We start from the raw sequence: 19,665 nt of genomic DNA, 5'->3' as shown, positions 1-19,665 counted from the left end.
TGAGCACATCGGGAGTGATCTGTGGAAAAGTTTAAAGGCGCCATGTTGGTGGGCGCGTTGCGGTTGTTTGCGCTGTTGCCCTGGCGTGCCGTGCAGCGTGTCGGCGCGACCATCGGCTGGCTGATGTGGAAGCTGCCCAACCGTTCCCGCGAGGTGGTGCGGATCAATCTGGCGAAGTGTTTTCCCGAGCTCGATCCGCTGGCCCGCGAGCAACTGGTCGGGCAGAGCCTCAAGGATATCGGCAAGTCCCTGACCGAGAGCGCCTGCGCGTGGATTTGGCCGGCCCAGCGCTCCATCGACCTGGTGCGCGAAGTCGAAGGCCTCGAGGTGCTCAAGGACGCCCTGGCCTCGGGCAAGGGCGTGGTCGGTATCACCAGCCACCTGGGCAACTGGGAAGTACTCAATCACTTCTACTGCAACCAGTGCAAGCCGATCATTTTCTACCGTCCGCCCAAGCTCAAGGCGGTCGATGAACTGCTGCGCAAACAGCGGGTGCAACTGGGTAACCGGGTGGCGGCCTCGACCAAGGAAGGCATTCTCAGCGTCATCAAGGAAGTGCGCAAAGGTGGCGCGGTGGGCATTCCCGCCGATCCTGAGCCGGCCGAGTCCGCTGGGATCTTCGTGCCGTTCCTGGGCACCATGGCCTTGACCAGCAAGTTCGTGCCCAACATGCTGGCCGGCGGCAAGGCGGTCGGGGTGTTCCTGCATGCGCTACGCCTGCCCGACGGTTCGGGCTTCAAGGTGATTCTCGAAGCCGCTCCAGAAGCCATGTACAGCGCCGACACAGAGACTTCGGCGGCGGCCATGAGCCAGGTGGTCGAACGTTATGTGCGGGCTTATCCGAGCCAGTACATGTGGAGCATGAAGCGCTTCAAGAAGCGCCCGGTGGGTGAACAGCGCTGGTACTGAAACACCTCGTTGGCGCGAGCTGTGGATAAAATCGCCAGCGATTTATCCACAGCGGCGTTAGCCAAGGACGCAATAGATGTCCGATCACAAGCATGACCTGCGTATCAAGATCGTGCACCCCAGCATGGGTGAGTGCCTGGCACGCACGCGCCATCTGTCCTGCAAGGGTGTGTACGTGCAGCACCTGCGTTTTATTGATCTTTGAGTGCGGCTTTTTCCAGTTTCTTCAGAAACACCGTCATTTCCTTTTCCGCTTGCTTGTCGCCATGGGCACGAGCAGCGTCCAGTCCCTGTTCCCAGGCCTGTTTCGCCGCGTCGGTGTCGCCAGCGGCCTGATAGGCCTTGCCCAATAGTTTCCAGGCGGCGGAATACTTGGGGTCCAGGGTCACGCAGCGTTGCAGGTGTTCGGCGGCCTCGGCGTTGTTGCCAAGATCCAGGTAACCCTTGCCCAGGCCGAAGCGCAGCAGGGCGTTATCCACACCCTTGGCGAGCATTTTTTCCAGTGATTCGAGCATCGGGGATTCCCTTTAAAAAAAACTCAGACCGACGTGGAACAGCTTCTCCACATCGCGGATATATTTTTTATCCACAAGGAACAGGATCACATGGTCGCCGGTCTGGATCATTGTATCGCCATGAGCGATCAGCACTTCTTCGTCGCGGATGATCGCACCGATGGTGGTTCCAGGCGGCAGTGCAATCTCCTCGATGGTCCGGCCGATCACCTTGCTCGACTTTGCATCGCCATGGGCAATCGCCTCGATGGCTTCCGCCGCGCCCCGGCGCAAGGAGTGCACGCTGACGATATCGCCACGCCGCACGTGGGCGAGCAAAGTGCCGATGGTCGCCAACTGGGGGCTGATGGCGATGTCGATATCGCCGCCTTGGATCAGGTCGACATAGGCCGGGTTGTTGATGATGGTCATGACCTTCTTCGCCCCCATCCGCTTGGCCAGCAGCGAGGACATGATATTGGCCTCGTCGTCGTTGGTCAGGGCCAGGAACAGGTCGGCGTCGTTAATGTTCTCTTCCATCAGCAGGTCGCGGTCCGAGGAGCTGCCTTGCAGGACCACGGTGCTGTCGAGGGTATCGGACAGATGACGGCAGCGTGCCGCGTTCATCTCGATGATCTTCACCTGATAGCGGCTTTCGATGGCTTCGGCCAGACGCTCGCCGATTTGTCCGCCGCCGGCGATGACGATGCGCTTGTAATTTTCGTCGAGCCGGCGCATCTCGCTCATCACTGCGCGGATATGTGCCTTGGCCGCGATGAAGAACACCTCGTCATCGGCCTCGATCACGGTATCGCCCTTAGGCATGATTGGCCGGTCGCGGCGAAAGATCGCCGCCACGCGGGTATCACCATTGGGCATGTGCTCACGCAACTGGCGTAGCTGCTGGCCCACCAGTGGCCCGCCGTAATAGGCCTTGACTGCCACCAGTTGGGCCTTGCCATCGGCGAAGTCGATCACCTGCAAGGCGCCAGGGTGCTCGATCAAACGCTTGATGTAATGGGTGACCACTTGCTCGGGACTGATCAGGACGTCCACCGGGATCGCGTCGTTGTCGAACAGGCCGGCGCGGGTCAGGTAGGCCGACTCGCGTACCCTGGCGATTTTGGTGGGTGTGTGGAACAGGGTGTGAGCGACCTGGCAGGCGACCATATTGGTTTCGTCGCTGTTGGTCACCGCCACCAGCATGTCGGCATCATCCGCGCCGGCCTGACGGAGAATCGTCGGGAACGAGGCCCGACCCTGCACGGTACGGATATCCAGGCGGTCGCCGAGGTCACGCAGGCGCTCGCCGTCGGTGTCGACCACGGTGATGTCGTTGGCTTCGCTGGCCAGATGCTCGGCCAGGGTACCGCCGACCTGTCCCGCGCCGAGAATGATGATTTTCATCGGATGACTCCGTTCAACCCGGTTAGCCGCGCACGGCAGCGATCTTGATCAGTTTGGCGTAGTAGAAACCGTCGTGGCCACCTTCCTGGGCCAGCAGTTGGCGACCGTGAGGCTGCTTGATGCCGAACGGGCCGGCGATATCCAGCTCGCGGGCACCCGGGGTGCGAGCCAGGAACGCCTCGATCACCTCGGTATTTTCCGTCGGCAGGGTCGAACAGGTGGCATAGAGCAGAATGCCGCCGACGTCCAGGGTGGTCCACATCGCGTCCAGCAGTTCGCCTTGCAGGGTGGCCAGGGCGGCGATGTCGTCGGGTTGGCGGGTCAGCTTGATATCCGGATGGCGACGGATCACTCCGGTGGCCGAACACGGTGCGTCCAGAAGGATTCGCTGGAACGGCTTGCCGTCCCACCAGGTCGCGGTGTCTCGGCCATCGGCGGCGATCAACTCGGCGTCCAGGCCCAGACGCTCGAGGTTTTCGCGTACCCGTACCAGGCGCTTGGCCTCCAGGTCGAGGGCGACCACGCTGGCCAGTCGCGGCTCGGCTTCGAGGATATGGCAGGTTTTGCCGCCAGGGGCACAACAAGCGTCCAGCAACCGTTGACCGGGAGCCAGGTCCAGCAGCCCGGCGGCCAGTTGCGCGGCTTCGTCCTGGACGCTGATCCAGCCTTCGGCAAAGCCCGGCAGGTTGCGCACGTCGCAGGCTTGGGCAAGGACAATGCCGTCCCGACTGTAATCGCAAGGCCGGGCGGCAACCGTGGCATCGGTCAGCAGCTTGAGGTAGGCATCGCGGCTGTGGTGGCGGCGGTTGACCCGCAGGATCATCGGTGGGTGGGCGTTGTTCGCCGCACAGAGGGTTTCCCATTGCTCGGGCCAGAAGGCCTTCAGGGATTTCTGTAGCCAGCGCGGGTGGGCGGTACGCACCACCGGGTCGTGTTCCAGCTCGGCCAGTAGTGCCTCGCTTTCTCGCTGTGCGCGACGCAGCACGGCATTGAGCAGGGCCTTGGCCCAGGGCTTTTTCAGTTTTTCGGCGCAACCGACGGTCTCGCCGATGGCGGCGTGGGCCGGGATGCGGGTATAGAGCAACTGGTAGAGACCGACCAGCAGCAGCGCCTCGACATCGGCGTCGGCGGCCTTGAAGGGTTTCTGCAGCAGCTTGAGCGCCAGCGCCGACAGGCGTGGCTGCCAGCGGGCGGTGCCGAACGCCAGGTCCTGGGTCAGGCCACGGTCGCGGACCTCGACCTTGTCCAGTTGCAGCGGCAACGAACTGTTGAGTGAGGCCTTGCCGTTGAGCACGGCGGCCAGAGCCTTGGCGGCGGCCAGACGCGGGTTCATTGGCCGAGCACCGTGCCGAGGGCGAATTTCTCGCGGCGGCTGTTGAACAGGTCACTGAAATTCAGGGCCTTGCCGCCGGGTAGTTGCAGGCGGGTCAGGCACAGGGCGTCTTTGCCGGTGGCGACGAGCAGGCCGTCCTTGCTGGCAGCGAGGATTTCGCCCGGCTGGCCTCGGCCTTCGGCCACGCTGGCGGCGAGGACTTTCACCGTTTCGCCGTTGAGGCTGCTGTGGCAGATTGGCCAGGGATTGAACGCACGAATCCGTCGTTCCAGCTCGACCGCCGGGCGGTTCCAATCGATGCGCGCCTCGTCCTTGTTCAGTTTGTGGGCGTAGGTGGCCAGGCTGTCGTCCTGGCCTTCGCCACCAAGGGTTCCGGCGGCCAGGCCGGCGATGGCTTGCAGGACCGCCGGTGGGCCGAGTTCGGCGAGGCGGTCGTGCAGGCTGCCACCGGTGTCCTCTGCGCTGATCGGGGTGACGCTCTTGAGTAGCATCGGCCCGGTGTCGAGGCCAGCCTCCATGCGCATCACCGTCACGCCGCTGTCGCTGTCGCCGGCTTCCACCGCGCGCTGGATCGGCGCCGCACCGCGCCAGCGCGGCAGCAGGGAGGCGTGGCTGTTGATGCAGCCCAGGCGCGGGATATCCAGGACCACCTGCGGCAGGATCAGGCCATAGGCGACCACCACCATCAGGTCTGGCTTGAGCGCCGCCAGTTCGGCCTGGGCATCGGCGTTGCGCAGGGTGGGCGGTTGCAGGACGGCAATGCCATGTTCCAGGGCAAGCTGCTTGACTGGGCTGGGCATCAGCTTCTGTCCGCGACCGGCCGGGCGATCCGGCTGGGTGTAGACCGCGACAATCTGGTAAGGGCTGCCGAGCAGGGCCTTGAGGTGTTCGGCGGCGAACTCGGGAGTGCCGGCGAAGACGATGCGCAATGGCTCAGTCATAAATGAAAGCTCGCTTGAAAAAGAAAAGGCTTGCCGTGGCAAGCCTTTGGGATGAAGGGATCAGGCGTTCTGGCGATGTTTCTTTTCCAGCTTCTTCTTGATCCGATCACGCTTGAGCGTGGACAGGTAATCGACGAACAACTTGCCGTTGAGGTGGTCGCATTCGTGTTGGATGCACACCGCCAGCAGGCCATCGGCAACCAGTTCGTAAGGCTGACCGTCACGGTCCTGGGCCTTGATCCTGACCTTGAGCGGACGTTCGACGTTCTCGTAGAACTCCGGCACCGACAGGCAGCCTTCCTGATACTCGCCGGTTTCGTCGGTCAGCGGTTCGAACTCGGGGTTGATGAACACCCGGGGCTCGCTGCGGTCTTCGCTCAGGTCCATGACCACGATACGCTGGTGCACGTTGACCTGGGTTGCCGCCAGGCCGATGCCGGGGGCTTCATACATTGTTTCAAACATGTCATCGATCAGTTGCCGCACCTTGTCGTCCACCACGGCCACGGGTTTGGCGATGGTGCGCAGGCGCGCGTCTGGAAATTCGAGGATGTTTAAAATGGCCATAGGCGTATTTGCTGCACATGTGAGGTAAAGTCAGAGACGGCTGCCCAAATGTCCCGGCGGGATTCGGCTACCGTTGTAAAACGTTCTCCTTGGGAGCGAGCTACGAAGCTCCGGCGTTTCACGCGAAGGTACATAATAAAGGGATTCACTGCATGAGGAAAACACTACTCGCCCTGCTGTTGGCCTTTACCGGTGTCGTGCAGGCGCAAGTGCAACTCAAGGACGGTTATCCACAGCGCTACACCGTGGTGCGTGGCGACACACTTTGGGACATTTCCGCTAAGTTTCTCCGTGAGCCCTGGAAATGGCCGCAAATCTGGCATGCCAACCCACAGATCGCCCATCCGGACCTGATCTACCCAGGCGACATCCTGACACTGCAGTTTGTCGACGGCCAACCGCGACTGGTCGTCGAGCGTGGTGCCTCTCGCGGTACTATCAAGCTGGTGCCGCAGGTGCGCAGTTCGCCGGTGGCGGACGCAATCCCCAGCATTCCGTTGGAAAAGATCAATGCGTTCTTGCTGAGCAACCGCATCGTCGACAGCCCCGAGGACTTCAAGCAAGCCCCGTATATCCTGGCCGGCAGCAACGAGCGGGTGCTTAGCGGCATGGGCGATCGGGTCTATGCCCGCGGCGTGTTCGATTCGACGCATTCGGTGTACGGACTGTTCCGCGAGGGCAAGGCCTACAGCGACCCACGGACCAAGGAATTCCTTGGCATCAACGCCCAGGATGTCGGCACGGGCGAGTTGCTGGCGACCGAGGGCGATGTCGGCACCCTGATGCTGCGCCGGACCACCGAGGAAGTTCGCCTCGGCGACCGGCTGTTCGTCAGCGAAGAGCGACCGATCACCTCGACTTTCATGCCCAGTGCTCCCCAAGCGCCGGTCAGTGGCGTGATCATAGATGTACCACGAGGTGTTACACAGATTGGGGTCATGGATGTGGTCACGATCGACAAAGGGCGTCGTGACGGGCTGGCGGAAGGCAACATCCTGGCGGTGTTCAAGACCGGTGAGACGGTTCGCGACCGGATCACCGGCCAGCCGGTGAAGATTCCCGACGAGCGCTCGGGCCTGCTGATGGTGTTCCGCACCTATGAAAAGCTCAGCTATGGTTTGGTACTCAATGCCACGCGGTCGCTGGCGGTGCTGGACAAGGTGCGCAATCCGTAATGGCTTTTCGGGCGAGTTCCGTTAGTTAGCTAAACAGATTACTCACAGAGTTATCCACAGGATATTCCTGCCGAATCGCGACCGCCCTGGATCAAGGATGATTGAATGTCGCTCTCTGTGAATACCCTCCCCTCGCCGGCGGAGCTGGAAGCTCGCCTGCGCTTGCATCGCCTTCCGGATATCGGTTCCAGGCGCTTTCGCAAGCTGATCGAAGCTTTTGGCTCGGCCTCTGGTGCCCTGAGTGCGCCCGCCGCTGCCTGGCATTCGTTGGGCTTGCCCGCACGCTGCGCCGAGGCTCGCCGCAGCCCTGTCGTGCGTGATGGCGCCAGCGCTGCATTGGACTGGCTAGAGCGTTCGAACCAGCATTTACTGATGTGGGACCAGATCGATTACCCGGCGTTGTTGGCCGAAGTGGACGATGCCCCGCCGTTGCTGTTCGTGGCCGGCGACCCGGCGGTTCTGGACAAGCCGCAGTTGGCGCTGGTCGGTAGCCGACGTGCCTCGAAGCCGGGCATGGATACCGCCACGGCCTTCTCCCGAAGCCTGGCCGGTGCTGGTTTTGTCATCACCAGCGGCCTTGCCCTGGGGATCGACGGAGCGGCCCATCAAGCCGCGTTGGACATCGGCGGGCTGACAATCGGCGTGCTCGGTACCGGCCTCGAGAATTTTTATCCACAGCGACACAGGGCGCTGGCGCGAGCGATGATCGACCAGGGCGGCGCGGTGATTTCCGAGTTCCCGTTGGATACCGCGCCGCATCCCGGTAACTTCCCCCGCCGCAACCGGATCATCAGCGGTTTATCCCTTGGCGTACTGGTGGTGGAGGCCAGTGTTGCCAGTGGCTCGCTGATCACCGCCCGGCTCGCCGCAGAACAGGGGCGTGAGGTCTATGCAATTCCCGGTTCCATTCACCATCCCGGTGCGCGGGGCTGTCATCAATTGATTCGCGATGGCGCGGTGTTGGTGGAGACGGTCGAGGATATCCTGCAGAACCTGCGGGGCTGGCAGCGGGTTGCCGCCAGCGAGCCGCCCGCCGCCTCCGATCACCCGCTGCTGGCCTTGCTGCACGCGGCTCCGCACACCAGCGAAGGGTTGGCACTGGCCTGTGGCTGGAACCTGTCGCGAGTACTGGCGAGCCTGACCGAGCTGGAACTGGAGGGCCGGATTGCCAACGAAGGCGGACGCTGGTTAGCTCGCATGAGATAGCCTTACTTGAGTAAACTGCGAGCGGCGTTGAATCCGGAGAACAAGCGATGGTCAAAAGTTGGCGTGTGCAAGAAGCCGCACGAGAAGTTCGCGCGGGAGCGGTGATTGCCTATCCAACCGAAGCGGTCTGGGGCCTGGGCTGCGATCCCTGGAACGAAGAGGCGGTGGATCGGCTGCTGGCGATCAAGAATCGTTCAGTGGACAAGGGGCTGATCCTGGTCGCCGACAATATCCGCCAGTTCGATTTCCTGTTCGAGGACTTTCCGCAAGCCTGGCTCGATCGCATGGCCAGCACCTGGCCGGGACCCAACACCTGGCTGGTGCCGCACCAGGATCTGTTGCCGGAGTGGGTGACTGGCCAGCACGACACCGTGGCGCTGCGGGTAAGCGATCATCCGTTGGTGCGGGATTTGTGTTCGTTGGTGGGACCGCTGATTTCCACCTCTGCCAACCCACAGGGACGGCCTGCGGCGAAAAGCCGGTTGCGAGTGGAGCAATATTTCCGCAGTCAGCTCGACTGGGTGCTGGGCGGCAATCTCGGTGGGCGCAAGAACCCGAGCCTGATCCGTGACCTGGCGACCGGCAAGGTGGTACGCCCGGCTTGAGCTGAACCCTGTGGCGAGGGTGCAAGCCTACTCGCCACAAGTTCGTGCAAAACTAAGGCAACAACACCGTCGATCCTGTAGTCCGCCGCGCCGACAGCTCGGTCTGCGCCTTGGCCGCTTCGGCCAAGGCGTAATGAGCGCCGATCTCGATTTTCAACTGACCACCGATAATCATCCCGAACAGTTCATCGGCCATGGCCTGCAGTTGTTGCGGGTTGCTGGCGTAGCTGCCGAGGGTCGGTCGGGTCACATACAGCGAGCCCTTTGCCGCCAGGATTCCCAGGTTGACGCCGTCCACCGCGCCCGAGGCGTTGCCGAAACTCACCAACAGGCCCCGTGGCGCCAGGCTGTCGAGGGAGGTCAGCCAGGTGTCCCTGCCGACACCGTCATAGACCACCGGGACCTTCTTGCCATCCGTCAGCTCCAGCACTCGTTGCGCCACGTCTTCGTGGCTGTAGTCGATGGTTTCCCAGGCACCGAGGGATTTGGCATAGGCTGCCTTCTGCGCCGAGCTCACAGTACCGATCAGCTTCGCTCCGATGGCCTTGGCCCATTGGCAGGCCAGTGCCCCGACACCGCCGGCTGCGGCGTGGAACAGCACGGTTTCGCCGGCTTTGAGCTCATGAGTCTGGCGCAGCAGGTATTGCACTGTCAGGCCCTTGAGCATGACCGCCGCCGCCTGTTCGAAGCTAATCTGCTCCGGCAATTTCACCAGGTGGGCCGCCGGCAACAGGTGAAACTCGCTGTAGGCCCCCAACGGCCCGGTGCCATAGGCCACGCGGTCGCCGACCTTGAACTGGGTAACGTCGCTGCCCACTGCCTCGACGATGCCCGCGCCCTCGCCGCCCAGCCCGGAAGGCAGGCTCGGCGGTGCATACAGACCGCTGCGCCAGTAGGTGTCGATGAAGTTCAGGCCGATGGCCTTGTTCTGTATTCGTACCTGCTGTGGTCCCGGCTCGGCGGGGGTGTAGTCGACATATTCGAGGACTTCGGGGCCGCCATGGGCACGGAACTGGATGCGTTTGGCCATCGATACTCTCCTTGGGCAGTTTTCGTCTTGAGGCTGCGCGAAGGGCCTATCGGACTCCTTCGTTTGATCTTCGTCAACTGCGACGGTGACAAGGGCGGTGTTATGCTACCTGCCCTTTGCCGCCCGCCACGCGATGTGCCGCGTAGCTTTGCCCGATTCAAGGTGATGCCATGACTACCCGCACCGAGGCCGTTAAAGCCTATCTGCTCGACCTGCAAGACCGTATCTGCGCTACGTTGGAAACCGAAGACGCGGGTTCGCGATTCGTCGAAGACGCCTGGACCCGTCCTGCCGGCGGCGGTGGTCGGACCCGGGTGATCGAAAACGGCAGGGTCATCGAGAAAGGCGGCGTGAACTTCTCCCATGTCTTCGGCAGCGGTCTGCCGTCGTCCGCCAGCGCTCACCGGCCCGAACTGGCCGGGCGCGGTTTCGAGGCGCTGGGGGTGTCCCTGGTGATCCATCCGCATAACCCTCATATACCGACCTCCCATGCCAATGTGCGGTTCTTTATCGCTGAAAAGGCCGGTGAAGAGCCGGTCTGGTGGTTTGGTGGCGGCTTCGACCTGACCCCCTACTACGGCAACGAGGAAGATTGCGTGCATTGGCACCGTGTTGCCGAGCAGGCTTGCGCGCCGTTCGGGGCGGATGTCTACCCGCGCTACAAGGCCTGGTGCGACAGTTATTTTCATATCAAGCACCGCAACGAGCCACGGGGCATCGGCGGTCTGTTCTTCGACGATCTGAACGAATGGGACTTCGACACCAGCTTCGCCTTCATGCGCGCCATCGGGGATGCCTATATCGATGCCTATCTGCCGATTGTCCAGCGGCGCAAGGCGACGGCCTGGACCGAAAAACAGCGTGAGTTCCAGGAATTCCGTCGTGGGCGCTACGTGGAGTTCAACCTGGTCTATGACCGTGGCACCCTGTTCGGCCTGCAATCGGGCGGGCGTACCGAATCGATCCTGATGTCGCTGCCGCCGCAAGTGCGCTGGGGCTATGACTGGAAAGCGACTCCAGGCAGCGACGAGGCTCGATTGACCGAGTACTTCCTGCAGGACCGCGACTGGCTGGCGCGGGGTCAGGCCTGATGGATCGCTATGTCGTCTTCGGCAACCCTATCGGCCACAGCAAATCGCCGTTGATTCACCGTCTGTTCGCCGAGCAGACCGGCCAGCAACTGGACTACAGCACCCTGCTGGCGCCACTGGATGATTTTTCCGGCTGCGCCCTGACGTTCTTCCAGGACGGTCGCGGGGCCAATGTCACGGTGCCGTTCAAGGAAGAAGCCTTTCGCCTGGCCGACGACCTGACGGCACGGGCGCGGCGGGCCGGCGCGGTGAATACCTTGAGCAAGCTGGCCGATGGCAGCCTGTTGGGTGATAACACCGATGGCGCCGGACTGGTCCGCGACCTGACGGTCAATGCCGGCTTCAGCCTGCGGGACAAGCGTATCCTGCTACTGGGGGCCGGTGGCGCCTTACGTGGAGCACTGGAGCCACTACTGGCGCAAGGGCCGGCGTCGGTGATCATCGCCAATCGCACCGTCGAGAAAGCCGAGTATCTGGCCGAAGAATTCGCCGACCTGGGGCCATTGTCCGCCAGCGGCTTTGATTGGCTGCGCGAACCGGTGGACCTGATCATCAACGCCACCTCGGCCAGCCTGTCGGGCGAGGTGCCGCCGATTGCGCCGAGCCTGATCGAGCCGGGCCAGACCTTCTGCTACGACATGATGTACAGCAAGGAGCCGACCGCGTTCTGTCGGTGGGCCAGCGAACACGGCGCGGCGGTAGCGATGGATGGGCTGGGCATGTTGGCTGAGCAGGCGGCGGAAGCTTTTTTGCTGTGGCGTGGCGTGCGCCCGGATACCGCACCAGTGCTGGCGGAGTTGCGGCGCTTGCTGGCGCTCTGAGTACCGCCTGACTTACTCCTCAAAGCGGATCGGGCACTTATCCACACCCTCCAGCTTGACCAGTTCCTCGACCACGGGTGCCCGTGCCTTTCTCAAGGTCAGGCTGCGCCCGTCCCTTGCCAGCCTGCGGGCTTCCTGGTGCAGCATCTCTACCCCGGAATAGTCGATGAAGTTGATGTGCTGCGCCTCGATCACGACCCGTGGACCGTGTAGCCGTTGCAGGCGCACCTGCAAGTAATGGCTGGCGCCGAAGAAGATCGATCCGCCGACCCGCAACACATCCTCATCACCGTTGCGCCAATGCTGCACCCGTGGCTGTGAGGTGCGTTTGAGGTAGAAGAACAGCGACGCCAGGACCCCGGCATAGATCGCTGTCTGCAGCTCCAGGAGCAAGGTGGCCATGCAGGTCAGGGCCATCACCGCAAACTCGGCATGGCTGACCCGGAACAAGGCGCGGATACCCCGGTGATCCACCAGGCCCCAACTGATCAGCAAAATGCTGCCGGCCATGGCCGGAATCGGAATATGGGTGATCAGCGCCGAGCCGCACACCGCGAATAACGCTACCCATAATGCTGAGAACACCCCGGCCAGCGGCGAGCTGGCCCCGGCCTCGTAGCTCAGGGCGGCGCGAGTGAATGAGCCGGCGGACAGGTAACCGGAAAACAGGCTACCGACGATATTCGACAGGCCCTGAGCGCGCACCTCCTGGTTGGCATCGAGCAATTGCTGGGAGCGTGCGGACAGCGAGCGGGCAATCGACAGGCTGGTCACCAGCCCCAGCATGCCCACCGCGACGGCGCTGGGCACCAGCCGCAGGACGGTCTCGACGTCCAGTGGCAACGGACTGAATGGCGGCAGGTGCCCGGTGAAGCCCTTGACCAATTGCACATGGCCGAACATCCCTGGCCACAGCCAGACCAATAGGCTGGCGAGTACCAGGGTGATCAGCAAGCTCGGCCAGCGCGGCAGCAGCGCCTTGAGCACCAGGCCCAACAGCAGCGTGCCGAGCCCGAGGGCCATCGACGCTCGGTCCAACTTATCGGCATGCCGTACCAGCGCCAGCAGACTGTTGAGGGCGGTTGCCTGGTTTACCACCTCGATGCCCAACAGGTTGGGCAACTGCCCCAGGGCAATGACCACGGCGGCGCCGAGGGTGAAACCGAGCACCACCGAATGGGAAACGAAGTTCACCAGAGCGCCGAAACGCAGTATGCCCAGCAGCCACTGGAAGATGCCGGCGATAAAGGTCAGCAGCAGAATCAGAGTGATGTAGTCCTGGCTGGCGGGCACCGCCAGTGGGCTGACGCTAGCAAACAGAACAATGGAGATCGCGGCGGTGGGACCGCAGATCAGGTGCCACGACGAGCCCCAGAGGCAGGCGATCAACACCGGAATAATGGCTGCGTACAGCCCATATTCAGGCGGCAGGCCGGCGATCAGGGCGTAGGCGACCGATTGGGGCAGCGCGAGGATGGCGCCGCTCAGTCCCACCACCAGGTCACGGCTGACGCTGGCGCGGGTTTGCCGAGGCAGCCAACTGAGAAATGGTAGGAATCTGTGGCGATTGGTCCAGCCCATGGGTCTCTCGGTGGGTTGAGTCGGCGTCAGGGTGCAGTATGAGTGTGACAGGCGCGAGAAGCCGAGCCCTCGTCACGGATTGTGGCGGATTTCACAGCGGCGCGGGCTCAGAGCTTCGCCTTCACCACTGGCAAGCCATCCTGCCCATCCACGGTCTTGACGTCCTTCAGCCACCTGTCCAGTACCGCCGGATTGGCCTTGATCCAGGCCCTGGCCGCCTCGGTGTTGCTCAGCTTCTTGGTCGCCACCTCGGCCATGATGCTGTTTTCCATGTCTTGGGTGAAGCTCAGGTTGTTCAGCAGTTTGCCGACGTTCGGACAGGCCTGTGCATAACCCTTGCGAGTCACGGTATAGACGCTGCCGGTGTCGCCGAAATATTTCTCGCCGCCCTTGAGGTAATGCAGCTTGATCTGCACGTTCATCGGGTGTGGGGTCCAGCCGAGGAAGACCACGAACTTCTGCTTCTTCACCGATCGGGCCACCTCGGCGAGCATGGCCTGTTCGCTGGACTCCACCAGTTTCCACTGGCCCAGGTCGAATTCGTTCTTCTTGATGATCTCCGCCAGCGAAGCGTTGGCCGGCGCGCCGGAGCCGATGCCATAGAGCTTCTTGTCGAATTGGTCGGCGTACTTGGCCAGATCGGCGAAGTCATGCACACCCGCTTCCCAAACATAGTCCGGGACCGCCAGGGTGAATTCGGTGCCTTCGAGGTTCTTCGCCAATTGCGTGACATCGCCGCTGGCGACGAACTTGTCGTAGAAGCCCTGCTGCGCCGGCATCCAGTTGCCGAGAAAGACATCGACCTGGCCGTCCTTGAGGCCGCCGTAGGTAATCGGCACCGCCAGGGTGTCGACCTTGGCCTTATAGCCCAGGCCGTCGAGCAGCAGGCTGGCAATGGCGTTGGTCGCGGCGATATCGCTCCAGCCGGGGTCGGCCATCTTCACCGTGTCGCAACTCGGTTCGGCGTAGGCGCCCAGGCTGCTTATGGCCAGCAGCCCGGCGGTCAGCGCTGTGGATAACTTCTTCATGGCTTTCCCCTTGTATGTGTTATTGGTTTTGGCAGGGTTGTGGATAACGAGCCTTGCGCTCCAGATCGTCGAGGTCGATGTGGTTGCGCATGTATTGCTGACTGGCGTCCACCATCGGCTGATGGTCCCAGCTCTTGAGCTTTCCGAGGGTCAGGGCGTCGGCGACGAAACGCCGGCGGCGCTGACTGGCGAGCACTTGCTGGTGGATCGCCGGGATATTCCATTTCGCCCGGGCTTCGACCAGAAAATCGTTGAACAGTGCCTGATGCTCCGCTGACTGACTGAGCTCTCGCTCTTCGCGAGGATCGTTATGGAGATTGAAGAGTAGGCAGGGGTCGTCTTCGCTGTAGATGAATTTGTAGGCGCCACGGCGAATCATCATCAGCGGACTGATGGTGCCTTCGGCCATGTACTCGCCGAACACTTCATCGTGTCCACCCTCGCCTCGCAGATGCGGCACCAGCGAGCGGCCGTCCAGCGGCAATTGGCCATTCAGGGTGCCACCGGCCAGCTCCACCAGGGTCGGCAACAGGTCGGCGGTGGAAACCGCGGCGCTGACCCGTCCGGCGGCGAATTGCCCCGGTGCGCTGATCAGTAGCGGGACGCGAGCGGCCATCTCGAACCAGTGCATTTTGTACCAGAGGCCGCGCTCGCCGAGCATATCGCCGTGATCGCCGGAGAATACGATCACGGTGTCGGCGGCCAGGCCGGTCTCTTCCAGCGTCTGCAGGAGCTTGCCGACATTATGGTCGATGTAACTACAGGCACCGAAATAGGCTCGGCGGGCGTCACGGATCTTGTCCACGGGTAGCGGCTTGTCCCACAGATCGTAGACCTTGAGCAGGCGTTGGGAATGCGGATCGAGACTGTTCTGGGCCGGAGTGTGCGGCAGCGGGATATCCTCGTCGCGGTAAAGGTCCCAGAACGCCTTGGGAATGCTGTACGGGTCGTGGGGGTGAGTCATCGAGACGGTCAGGCAGAACGGTCGGTCGCCGTCTTCGCGGATATGATCGAACAAGTACTGCCGGGCCTTGAACACCACCTCCTCGTCGAAATCCAATTGATTGGTGCGCACGCAAGGCCCGGCCTGTAGCACCGAGGACATGTTGTGATACCAAGTGGGGCGCACGTCTGGCTCGTCCCAGTTGACTGCCCAGCCGTAGTCGGCTGGGTAGATGTCGCTGGTCAGGCGCTCCTCATAACCGTGAAGTTGGTCCGGCCCGCAGAAATGCATCTTGCCCGACAATGCGGTGCGGTAGCCCAGGCGGCGCAAGTAGTGAGCATAGGTCGGCACGTCGGCGGGGAAATCGGCGGCGTTGTCATAGGCGCCGATCTTGCTCGGCAACTGGCCGCTGACCAGGGTGAAACGCGAAGGAGCGCACAGCGGGCTGTTGCAGTAGGCGGCATCGAATACCACGCCGGCGGCGGCCAGGCGGTCGAGATTGGGCAGTTTGATCGGTGAGGGTCCGTAGAACGGCAACAGGGGCGCGGCCATTTGATCGGCCATGATGAAAAGAATGTTCTTGCGCTTCATGATGTCGCGGCATTCCATAGTCAATTGTTATGCGATAGTGCTGCGATCCAGCATGTGCCCCGTGCAATTTGCGGTAAAGCCCATGCCAGACAATGACTAGGATAAGTACAGCTTATGTTTGATGCATTGGGCGACCAGTCCCTGGACATGCTCCGGGTTTTCGAAGCGGCGGCTCGTCATCGCAGCTTTACCGCGGCGGCGGCGGAACTGGGCACCACCCAGCCAGCCATCAGTCAGCAGATCAAGCGCTTGGAACAACAACTGGTGACGCGCCTGTTCGACCGTATCTACCGTGGCATCGAACTGACCGAGGCCGGCTCGATCCTGTTCGAGCAGGTGCAGGCCGGGTTGCTGAGCATCGACAGTGGCCTGAGCGCAGTGACCGCCCACCGTCAGCATGAGGTGTTACAGGTCGCCACCGATTTCGCCTTTGCCGCCTACTGGCTGATGCCGCGCCTACACCGCTTCCACGCGGCCAATCCGCAGGTCGATGTCAGCCTGGTAACCAGCGAGCGCAGCCACAACATGCTGCGCACCGATATCGACGTGGCGGTGCTGTTTGGCCAGGGGCGTTTCAAGCAAGGCGAAAGCCATTGGTTGTTCAGCGAGGAAGTGTTCCCGGTGTGCGGCCCGCAATTGCTCAACGGGCGCGTGCGACCATTACCCGTCGAGAGTCTGCTGGAGTTTCCGTTGTTGCACCTGAAGGGCGAGAGCAGCAGTCAGTGGTTCGACTGGAGCGGAGTGTTTCGCGAGCTGGGCCTCACCACGGCGCCGGCGCCGGGGCAATTGCGTTTCGACAACTACACCTTGCTGATCCAGGCGGCAATCGGTGGCCGGGGCGTGGCCATCGGCTGGCGGCACCTTGTGGACAACTTGCTGGAGCAGGGATTGTTATGCCGACCGCTCGACGAGACAGTGCTTTCGAGCTTCGGTTACTATGTGGTGCTGCCACCGCGCAAGCGCCGTGGGCCATTGATCCGGCGCTTCTTCGACTGGTTGATGGCCGAGCAGGCCGGCAGCGCGCAATCGTTGGTGGAGCTGGGATCGCCGTCGATTGCGCTGTAGCGTTGAGTCATTCCCAGGATCAACGAAAGAGGGCGGTATGCAACGTATCAAGGGCTACCACGCCCATGTCTATTTCGATGCCTCGACGGTCGATCAGGCGCGCGAATTGTGTGAGCGGGCGGCGGCGACATTTGCGTTGCAGATGGGACGCATGCACCAGCGCCCGGTAGGTCCGCATCCGGACTGGAGCTGTCAGTTGGCCTTCGACGCCGAGTATCTGGGCGAGGTCTTGCCGTGGCTGGCGCTTCATCGCAAGGGCCTGGTGGTGTTCCTGCACCCGTTGACCGGCGATGACCGGGCAGATCACAGCGACCATGCGATCTGGATGGGAGCGGTACGGCCGCTGGACTTGTCGATATTTCGGTGACCTCCGCTACCTCCTGTAGACGCCGAACTTGCCGGCAAATTGCAGGACAACGAGTTATCGGCCCCGGTAAATAGTATTTCGAATGAGCTGTAGTGCCTTTCCTGCGGAGTATTTTAAATGCGTTCATTATTTACTGGGAAACAAGAAACTCTATTTAAGCCCTCTCGCAGGGAAAACAATTTCGCTAGACCTGAATTACTCTGATTTACATGCGCGAATTGTGATAGTTGCAAGGATGTGGATGCGCTCGAATTATTTTTTTCGAGCGAGAGCCCATGATCCATGCGTATTACCAATAAGGAAATATTGTTGCCTTCAGCTTGGGTAGAGAAGCCCGGAAATACTACGCTGGCAACGAAGACTGTGCGTGTTGGCAACTCCAGTAGCGGCATCGAGGTTTGCGCGTCACCGAAGTCAGACACTTTCAACAAAGTGCCTATGAATGGCAGCGCCTATCCGGAAGATCTCAATCCCTTCGCGGGCAAGGTCGACGAATACCCGGACGGCATCAATCCCTTCGTAGACGCCGCCGAGACCTCTTCGCAAGCACTCAACCCCTTCGAGAACGAAACCGACACGGCCGATAGCACCGCCGCCGGCTTGCAGGAGGTGTTGCCGTCCGCACCACGGCTTGACGTAACGTTCGGGGCTCCCCTGGCTTTCATTCAGATGATCAATACGTACCTGAGAACCCGTAGCGACGGCTCTTTTCAGAGCAGCAACAATAGCAGGCACGTTGATAAGTTGAGCAAGGACATCAACCAGACTCCGGCCCTCGCCCAATTCCTGATCATGAAGGGCGAAAAGGGAAAAGAGGCCGTGGAATGGAAGGGTGAACCTCCCAGCAAAGAAGAATTTCAGCAAATGCTGCAGGCATTCAAGCCGCTGCACAAGGTAAAGGGCAGTTTCTATACGTTGCTGACCCATTTCGACTTCGCCGGCGCGGGCTATCGCCTGCTCGACGATGGTGCCCATGAGCGGATCATCAGGAAGGCTGCCGAGCCCGACTTGCATCGCCCGGGCAAGGGGGCTGTCGTGGACATGAAGCGCAAGGCCATGACCGATGTCCTTGAGCATTTCAGTGACCCGCTACGCCGTGACGAACCTGTGCCCGAGGGCTTGTTGGATGAGCTGATTGCCCATTACGGTCGCGTGGAGAAGGACCAGGACCAGGCACGGTTATCGGCGCAGAAGCTGGCGGAGAACAGCAACCTGTCGCTCAATGACAGTGGTTTCGGTGATGCGCTTGCGCGCTTTTTTCGTCGGGTGAAAACAGGCGAACGGCTAGGTCGTTTCAATAACGAAGTGGCAGCGACCGGGGAAAAGCTTCGAGGAAAAATGTTCGAAAACCTGGAGCGTATCCATCGCCAACATGAACCACAAGCGGTGGCGGTGAGGACCAAGACAATGCTCGAAAAGCATTTGAGGAAGGCGCACGACGAGTACGCGAAAGAGATGAAAGGCAGGAATATCTACCCCGACAGCATAGGGGCGGAGACTGCCGGTCAGATTAACGGCAAAGCCGAGGAAAACTTCCAGCAGGTGCTCCGAAGCGTTGTTTTCAGCTACGAAAAAGCTTTTGTCGAGGGTATGGCTAAGGCCGTCTCGTCTTTTTCTCCGCCCGATTATTTTCAGGGAAAAAGCCTCGGTAGGTCGGTGGACAATATCATTAATATCAATGATAACTTGAGTGATTTGCATCGGGTCGCGCAAGCACAGCATAAGGCCGATATACATGAGGTAAAGAGTCGATTCGGTGAAAAAGCGGTGGTGGGACTTTCGACGGATTTCCAGGCGCTGCAACTCGATTTTGCCGGTCGCATCAAGCAAAAAGTGTTAAGCAACTACGGAGATGTGCTCCAGCGTTACGAAAAAAAGCTGGATAAACTGCGACAGGCGACACCTTCCGATAGCCTGCACGGCAAACTCAAACTTGCTCGGGAACTGGCTGTTCTCTCCAAACAATCTGCCGCTGACCTCGACAAGATACGCACGCATCGTCATGCGGAGCATCTGCAACTGCAACCTGCCGAGTTGGAGCAGGTTTTGCAAAAGGCCGCCCAGCCGATACAAGAGAAGGTAACGGAGCTGCTGCCCAAGCCGATGGGTATCAAAGGGATGCTGAAGTCGATCATCGTGCGCCCATTCAAGCCCACGGTGAAAAACATCGCAATCGGTGCCGCCGTGGCGGGCGTGTCGACCCTGGCGTTGGTGGCGTTACCCGCAGTGATCGCAGGTCCAGTGGGTGTTGCTTTGATTGTCGGGTTGTCTGTTGCGGTGGTGGGCTGGTTTGGCCGGAATATCTACAGAAGTCTTAGCCAGAGTCATGAACTCAATAAATTACTGACTCAGATAGGGCAACCACGGAGCGAGGTTGAGAACCGCGACAAAGCCTGAATGTAGCGTGACGGATCTGTTCAGGACTGTTCATATTCAGGAAGAGTAAAAAGGTGGGAAGAGGGCATTATCATTGATAGTGCCCTCTTCCTTGTTTTTCTTGGAGAAGCTGGA

General features: G+C 61.2%; 19 protein-coding genes. 10 read left to right on the top strand and 9 right to left on the bottom strand.

What is annotated here, in order from left to right:
• Positions 1-21: 21 nt before the first annotated feature.
• Entirely contained in the window at positions 22-909 is an 888-nt protein-coding gene (locus AWM79_RS13415) for a lysophospholipid acyltransferase (RefSeq protein ID WP_017132196.1), read from the top strand.
• 76 nt (positions 910-985) lie between these two features.
• Positions 986-1,114 carry a hypothetical protein gene (locus tag AWM79_RS13410; RefSeq protein ID WP_017132195.1) on the top strand — a complete coding sequence of 43 codons (129 nt, stop codon included), beginning with the start codon at positions 986-988 and terminating at the stop codon, positions 1,112-1,114.
• On the opposite strand, the gene AWM79_RS13405 is transcribed toward AWM79_RS13410, so the two are convergent.
• Genes AWM79_RS13405 through def form a run of 5 tightly spaced genes read right to left on the bottom strand, consistent with a single transcriptional unit; the run spans position 1,101 to position 5,651 of the window.
• On the bottom strand, positions 1,101-1,424 hold the full coding sequence (locus AWM79_RS13405; protein ID WP_017132194.1) for a tetratricopeptide repeat protein: 324 nt from the start codon (positions 1,422-1,424) through the stop codon (positions 1,101-1,103). The two genes, AWM79_RS13410 and AWM79_RS13405, sit on opposite strands and share 14 nt — an antisense overlap.
• Positions 1,425-1,436: 12 nt before the next feature.
• On the bottom strand, positions 1,437-2,810 hold the full coding sequence (gene trkA / locus AWM79_RS13400; RefSeq protein WP_017132193.1) for a Trk system potassium transporter TrkA: 1,374 nt from the start codon (positions 2,808-2,810) through the stop codon (positions 1,437-1,439).
• Positions 2,811-2,832: 22 nt separating this feature from the next.
• On the bottom strand, positions 2,833-4,143 hold the full coding sequence (gene rsmB / locus AWM79_RS13395) for a 16S rRNA (cytosine(967)-C(5))-methyltransferase RsmB (RefSeq protein WP_017132192.1): 1,311 nt from the start codon (positions 4,141-4,143) through the stop codon (positions 2,833-2,835).
• Positions 4,140-5,084 (bottom strand): methionyl-tRNA formyltransferase, encoded by a 945-nt coding sequence (gene fmt, locus AWM79_RS13390; protein ID WP_060783058.1) that lies wholly within the window; start codon positions 5,082-5,084, stop codon positions 4,140-4,142. The genes rsmB and fmt overlap by 4 nt, the downstream gene beginning before the upstream one ends.
• Positions 5,085-5,144: 60 nt before the next feature.
• Positions 5,145-5,651, bottom strand: a complete 507-nt coding sequence (gene def / locus AWM79_RS13385; protein WP_017132190.1) for a peptide deformylase — start codon at positions 5,649-5,651, stop codon at positions 5,145-5,147.
• 152 nt (positions 5,652-5,803) lie between these two features.
• On the opposite strand from def, the gene AWM79_RS13380 reads away from it, so the two are divergent.
• The 3 genes from AWM79_RS13380 (at position 5,804) to tsaC (ending at position 8,637) form a co-directional block, all read left to right on the top strand.
• Positions 5,804-6,826, top strand: coding sequence for a LysM peptidoglycan-binding domain-containing protein (locus AWM79_RS13380; protein WP_060783057.1), 1,023 nt, complete (start codon positions 5,804-5,806; stop codon positions 6,824-6,826).
• A gap of 105 nt (positions 6,827-6,931) precedes the next feature.
• Positions 6,932-8,032, top strand: coding sequence for a DNA-processing protein DprA (dprA, locus tag AWM79_RS13375; protein ID WP_017132188.1), 1,101 nt, complete (start codon positions 6,932-6,934; stop codon positions 8,030-8,032).
• A 47-nt stretch (positions 8,033-8,079) separates the two neighbouring features.
• The gene (tsaC, locus tag AWM79_RS13370; protein WP_060783056.1) at positions 8,080-8,637 is read left to right on the top strand and encodes an L-threonylcarbamoyladenylate synthase type 1 TsaC; all 558 of its coding nucleotides are present in this window, start codon (positions 8,080-8,082) and stop codon (positions 8,635-8,637) included.
• 52 nt (positions 8,638-8,689) lie between these two features.
• Here the strand turns inward: tsaC and AWM79_RS13365 are convergent, their stop codons facing one another.
• Positions 8,690-9,667, bottom strand: coding sequence for an NADPH:quinone reductase (locus AWM79_RS13365; RefSeq protein ID WP_017132186.1), 978 nt, complete (start codon positions 9,665-9,667; stop codon positions 8,690-8,692).
• Between the two features lie 170 nt (positions 9,668-9,837).
• Between AWM79_RS13365 and hemF the strand changes: the two genes are divergently transcribed.
• Complete coding sequence (gene hemF, locus AWM79_RS13360; RefSeq protein ID WP_017132185.1) at positions 9,838-10,758, top strand: oxygen-dependent coproporphyrinogen oxidase; 921 nt, start codon at positions 9,838-9,840, stop codon at positions 10,756-10,758.
• Positions 10,758-11,579, top strand: a complete 822-nt coding sequence (aroE, locus tag AWM79_RS13355) for a shikimate dehydrogenase (protein WP_060783055.1) — start codon at positions 10,758-10,760, stop codon at positions 11,577-11,579. The genes hemF and aroE overlap by 1 nt, the downstream gene beginning before the upstream one ends.
• A gap of 12 nt (positions 11,580-11,591) precedes the next feature.
• On the opposite strand, the gene AWM79_RS13350 is transcribed toward aroE, so the two are convergent.
• From AWM79_RS13350 to betC, 3 genes are all read right to left on the bottom strand, one after another.
• Positions 11,592-13,160: a SulP family inorganic anion transporter gene (locus tag AWM79_RS13350; protein WP_017132183.1), complete on the bottom strand. Its 1,569-nt coding sequence runs from the start codon at positions 13,158-13,160 to the stop codon at positions 11,592-11,594.
• A 107-nt stretch (positions 13,161-13,267) separates the two neighbouring features.
• Positions 13,268-14,188 carry a choline ABC transporter substrate-binding protein gene (gene choX / locus AWM79_RS13345; protein ID WP_060783054.1) on the bottom strand — a complete coding sequence of 307 codons (921 nt, stop codon included), beginning with the start codon at positions 14,186-14,188 and terminating at the stop codon, positions 13,268-13,270.
• 19 nt (positions 14,189-14,207) lie between these two features.
• Positions 14,208-15,722, bottom strand: a complete 1,515-nt coding sequence (gene betC, locus AWM79_RS13340) for a choline-sulfatase (protein WP_060783986.1) — start codon at positions 15,720-15,722, stop codon at positions 14,208-14,210.
• Between the two features lie 114 nt (positions 15,723-15,836).
• Here betC and AWM79_RS13335 point away from each other — a divergent pair, with 114 nt between their 5' ends.
• From AWM79_RS13335 to AWM79_RS13325, 3 genes are all read left to right on the top strand, one after another.
• The gene (locus tag AWM79_RS13335) at positions 15,837-16,787 is read left to right on the top strand and encodes a choline sulfate utilization transcriptional regulator (RefSeq protein WP_060783053.1); all 951 of its coding nucleotides are present in this window, start codon (positions 15,837-15,839) and stop codon (positions 16,785-16,787) included.
• Positions 16,788-16,824: 37 nt separating this feature from the next.
• Positions 16,825-17,154 carry a DOPA 4,5-dioxygenase family protein gene (locus tag AWM79_RS13330; RefSeq protein WP_017132178.1) on the top strand — a complete coding sequence of 110 codons (330 nt, stop codon included), beginning with the start codon at positions 16,825-16,827 and terminating at the stop codon, positions 17,152-17,154.
• A gap of 282 nt (positions 17,155-17,436) precedes the next feature.
• Positions 17,437-19,551, top strand: coding sequence for a hypothetical protein (locus tag AWM79_RS13325; protein WP_156430110.1), 2,115 nt, complete (start codon positions 17,437-17,439; stop codon positions 19,549-19,551).
• Positions 19,552-19,665 lie beyond the last annotated feature (114 nt).

The sequence above is a fragment of the Pseudomonas agarici genome (assembly GCF_001543125.1).
GTDB classification, from domain to species: domain Bacteria; phylum Pseudomonadota; class Gammaproteobacteria; order Pseudomonadales; family Pseudomonadaceae; genus Aquipseudomonas; species Aquipseudomonas agarici.
Note: the sequence above shows the minus strand (reverse complement) of the source record. Positions and strands in the feature narration are given on the sequence as shown.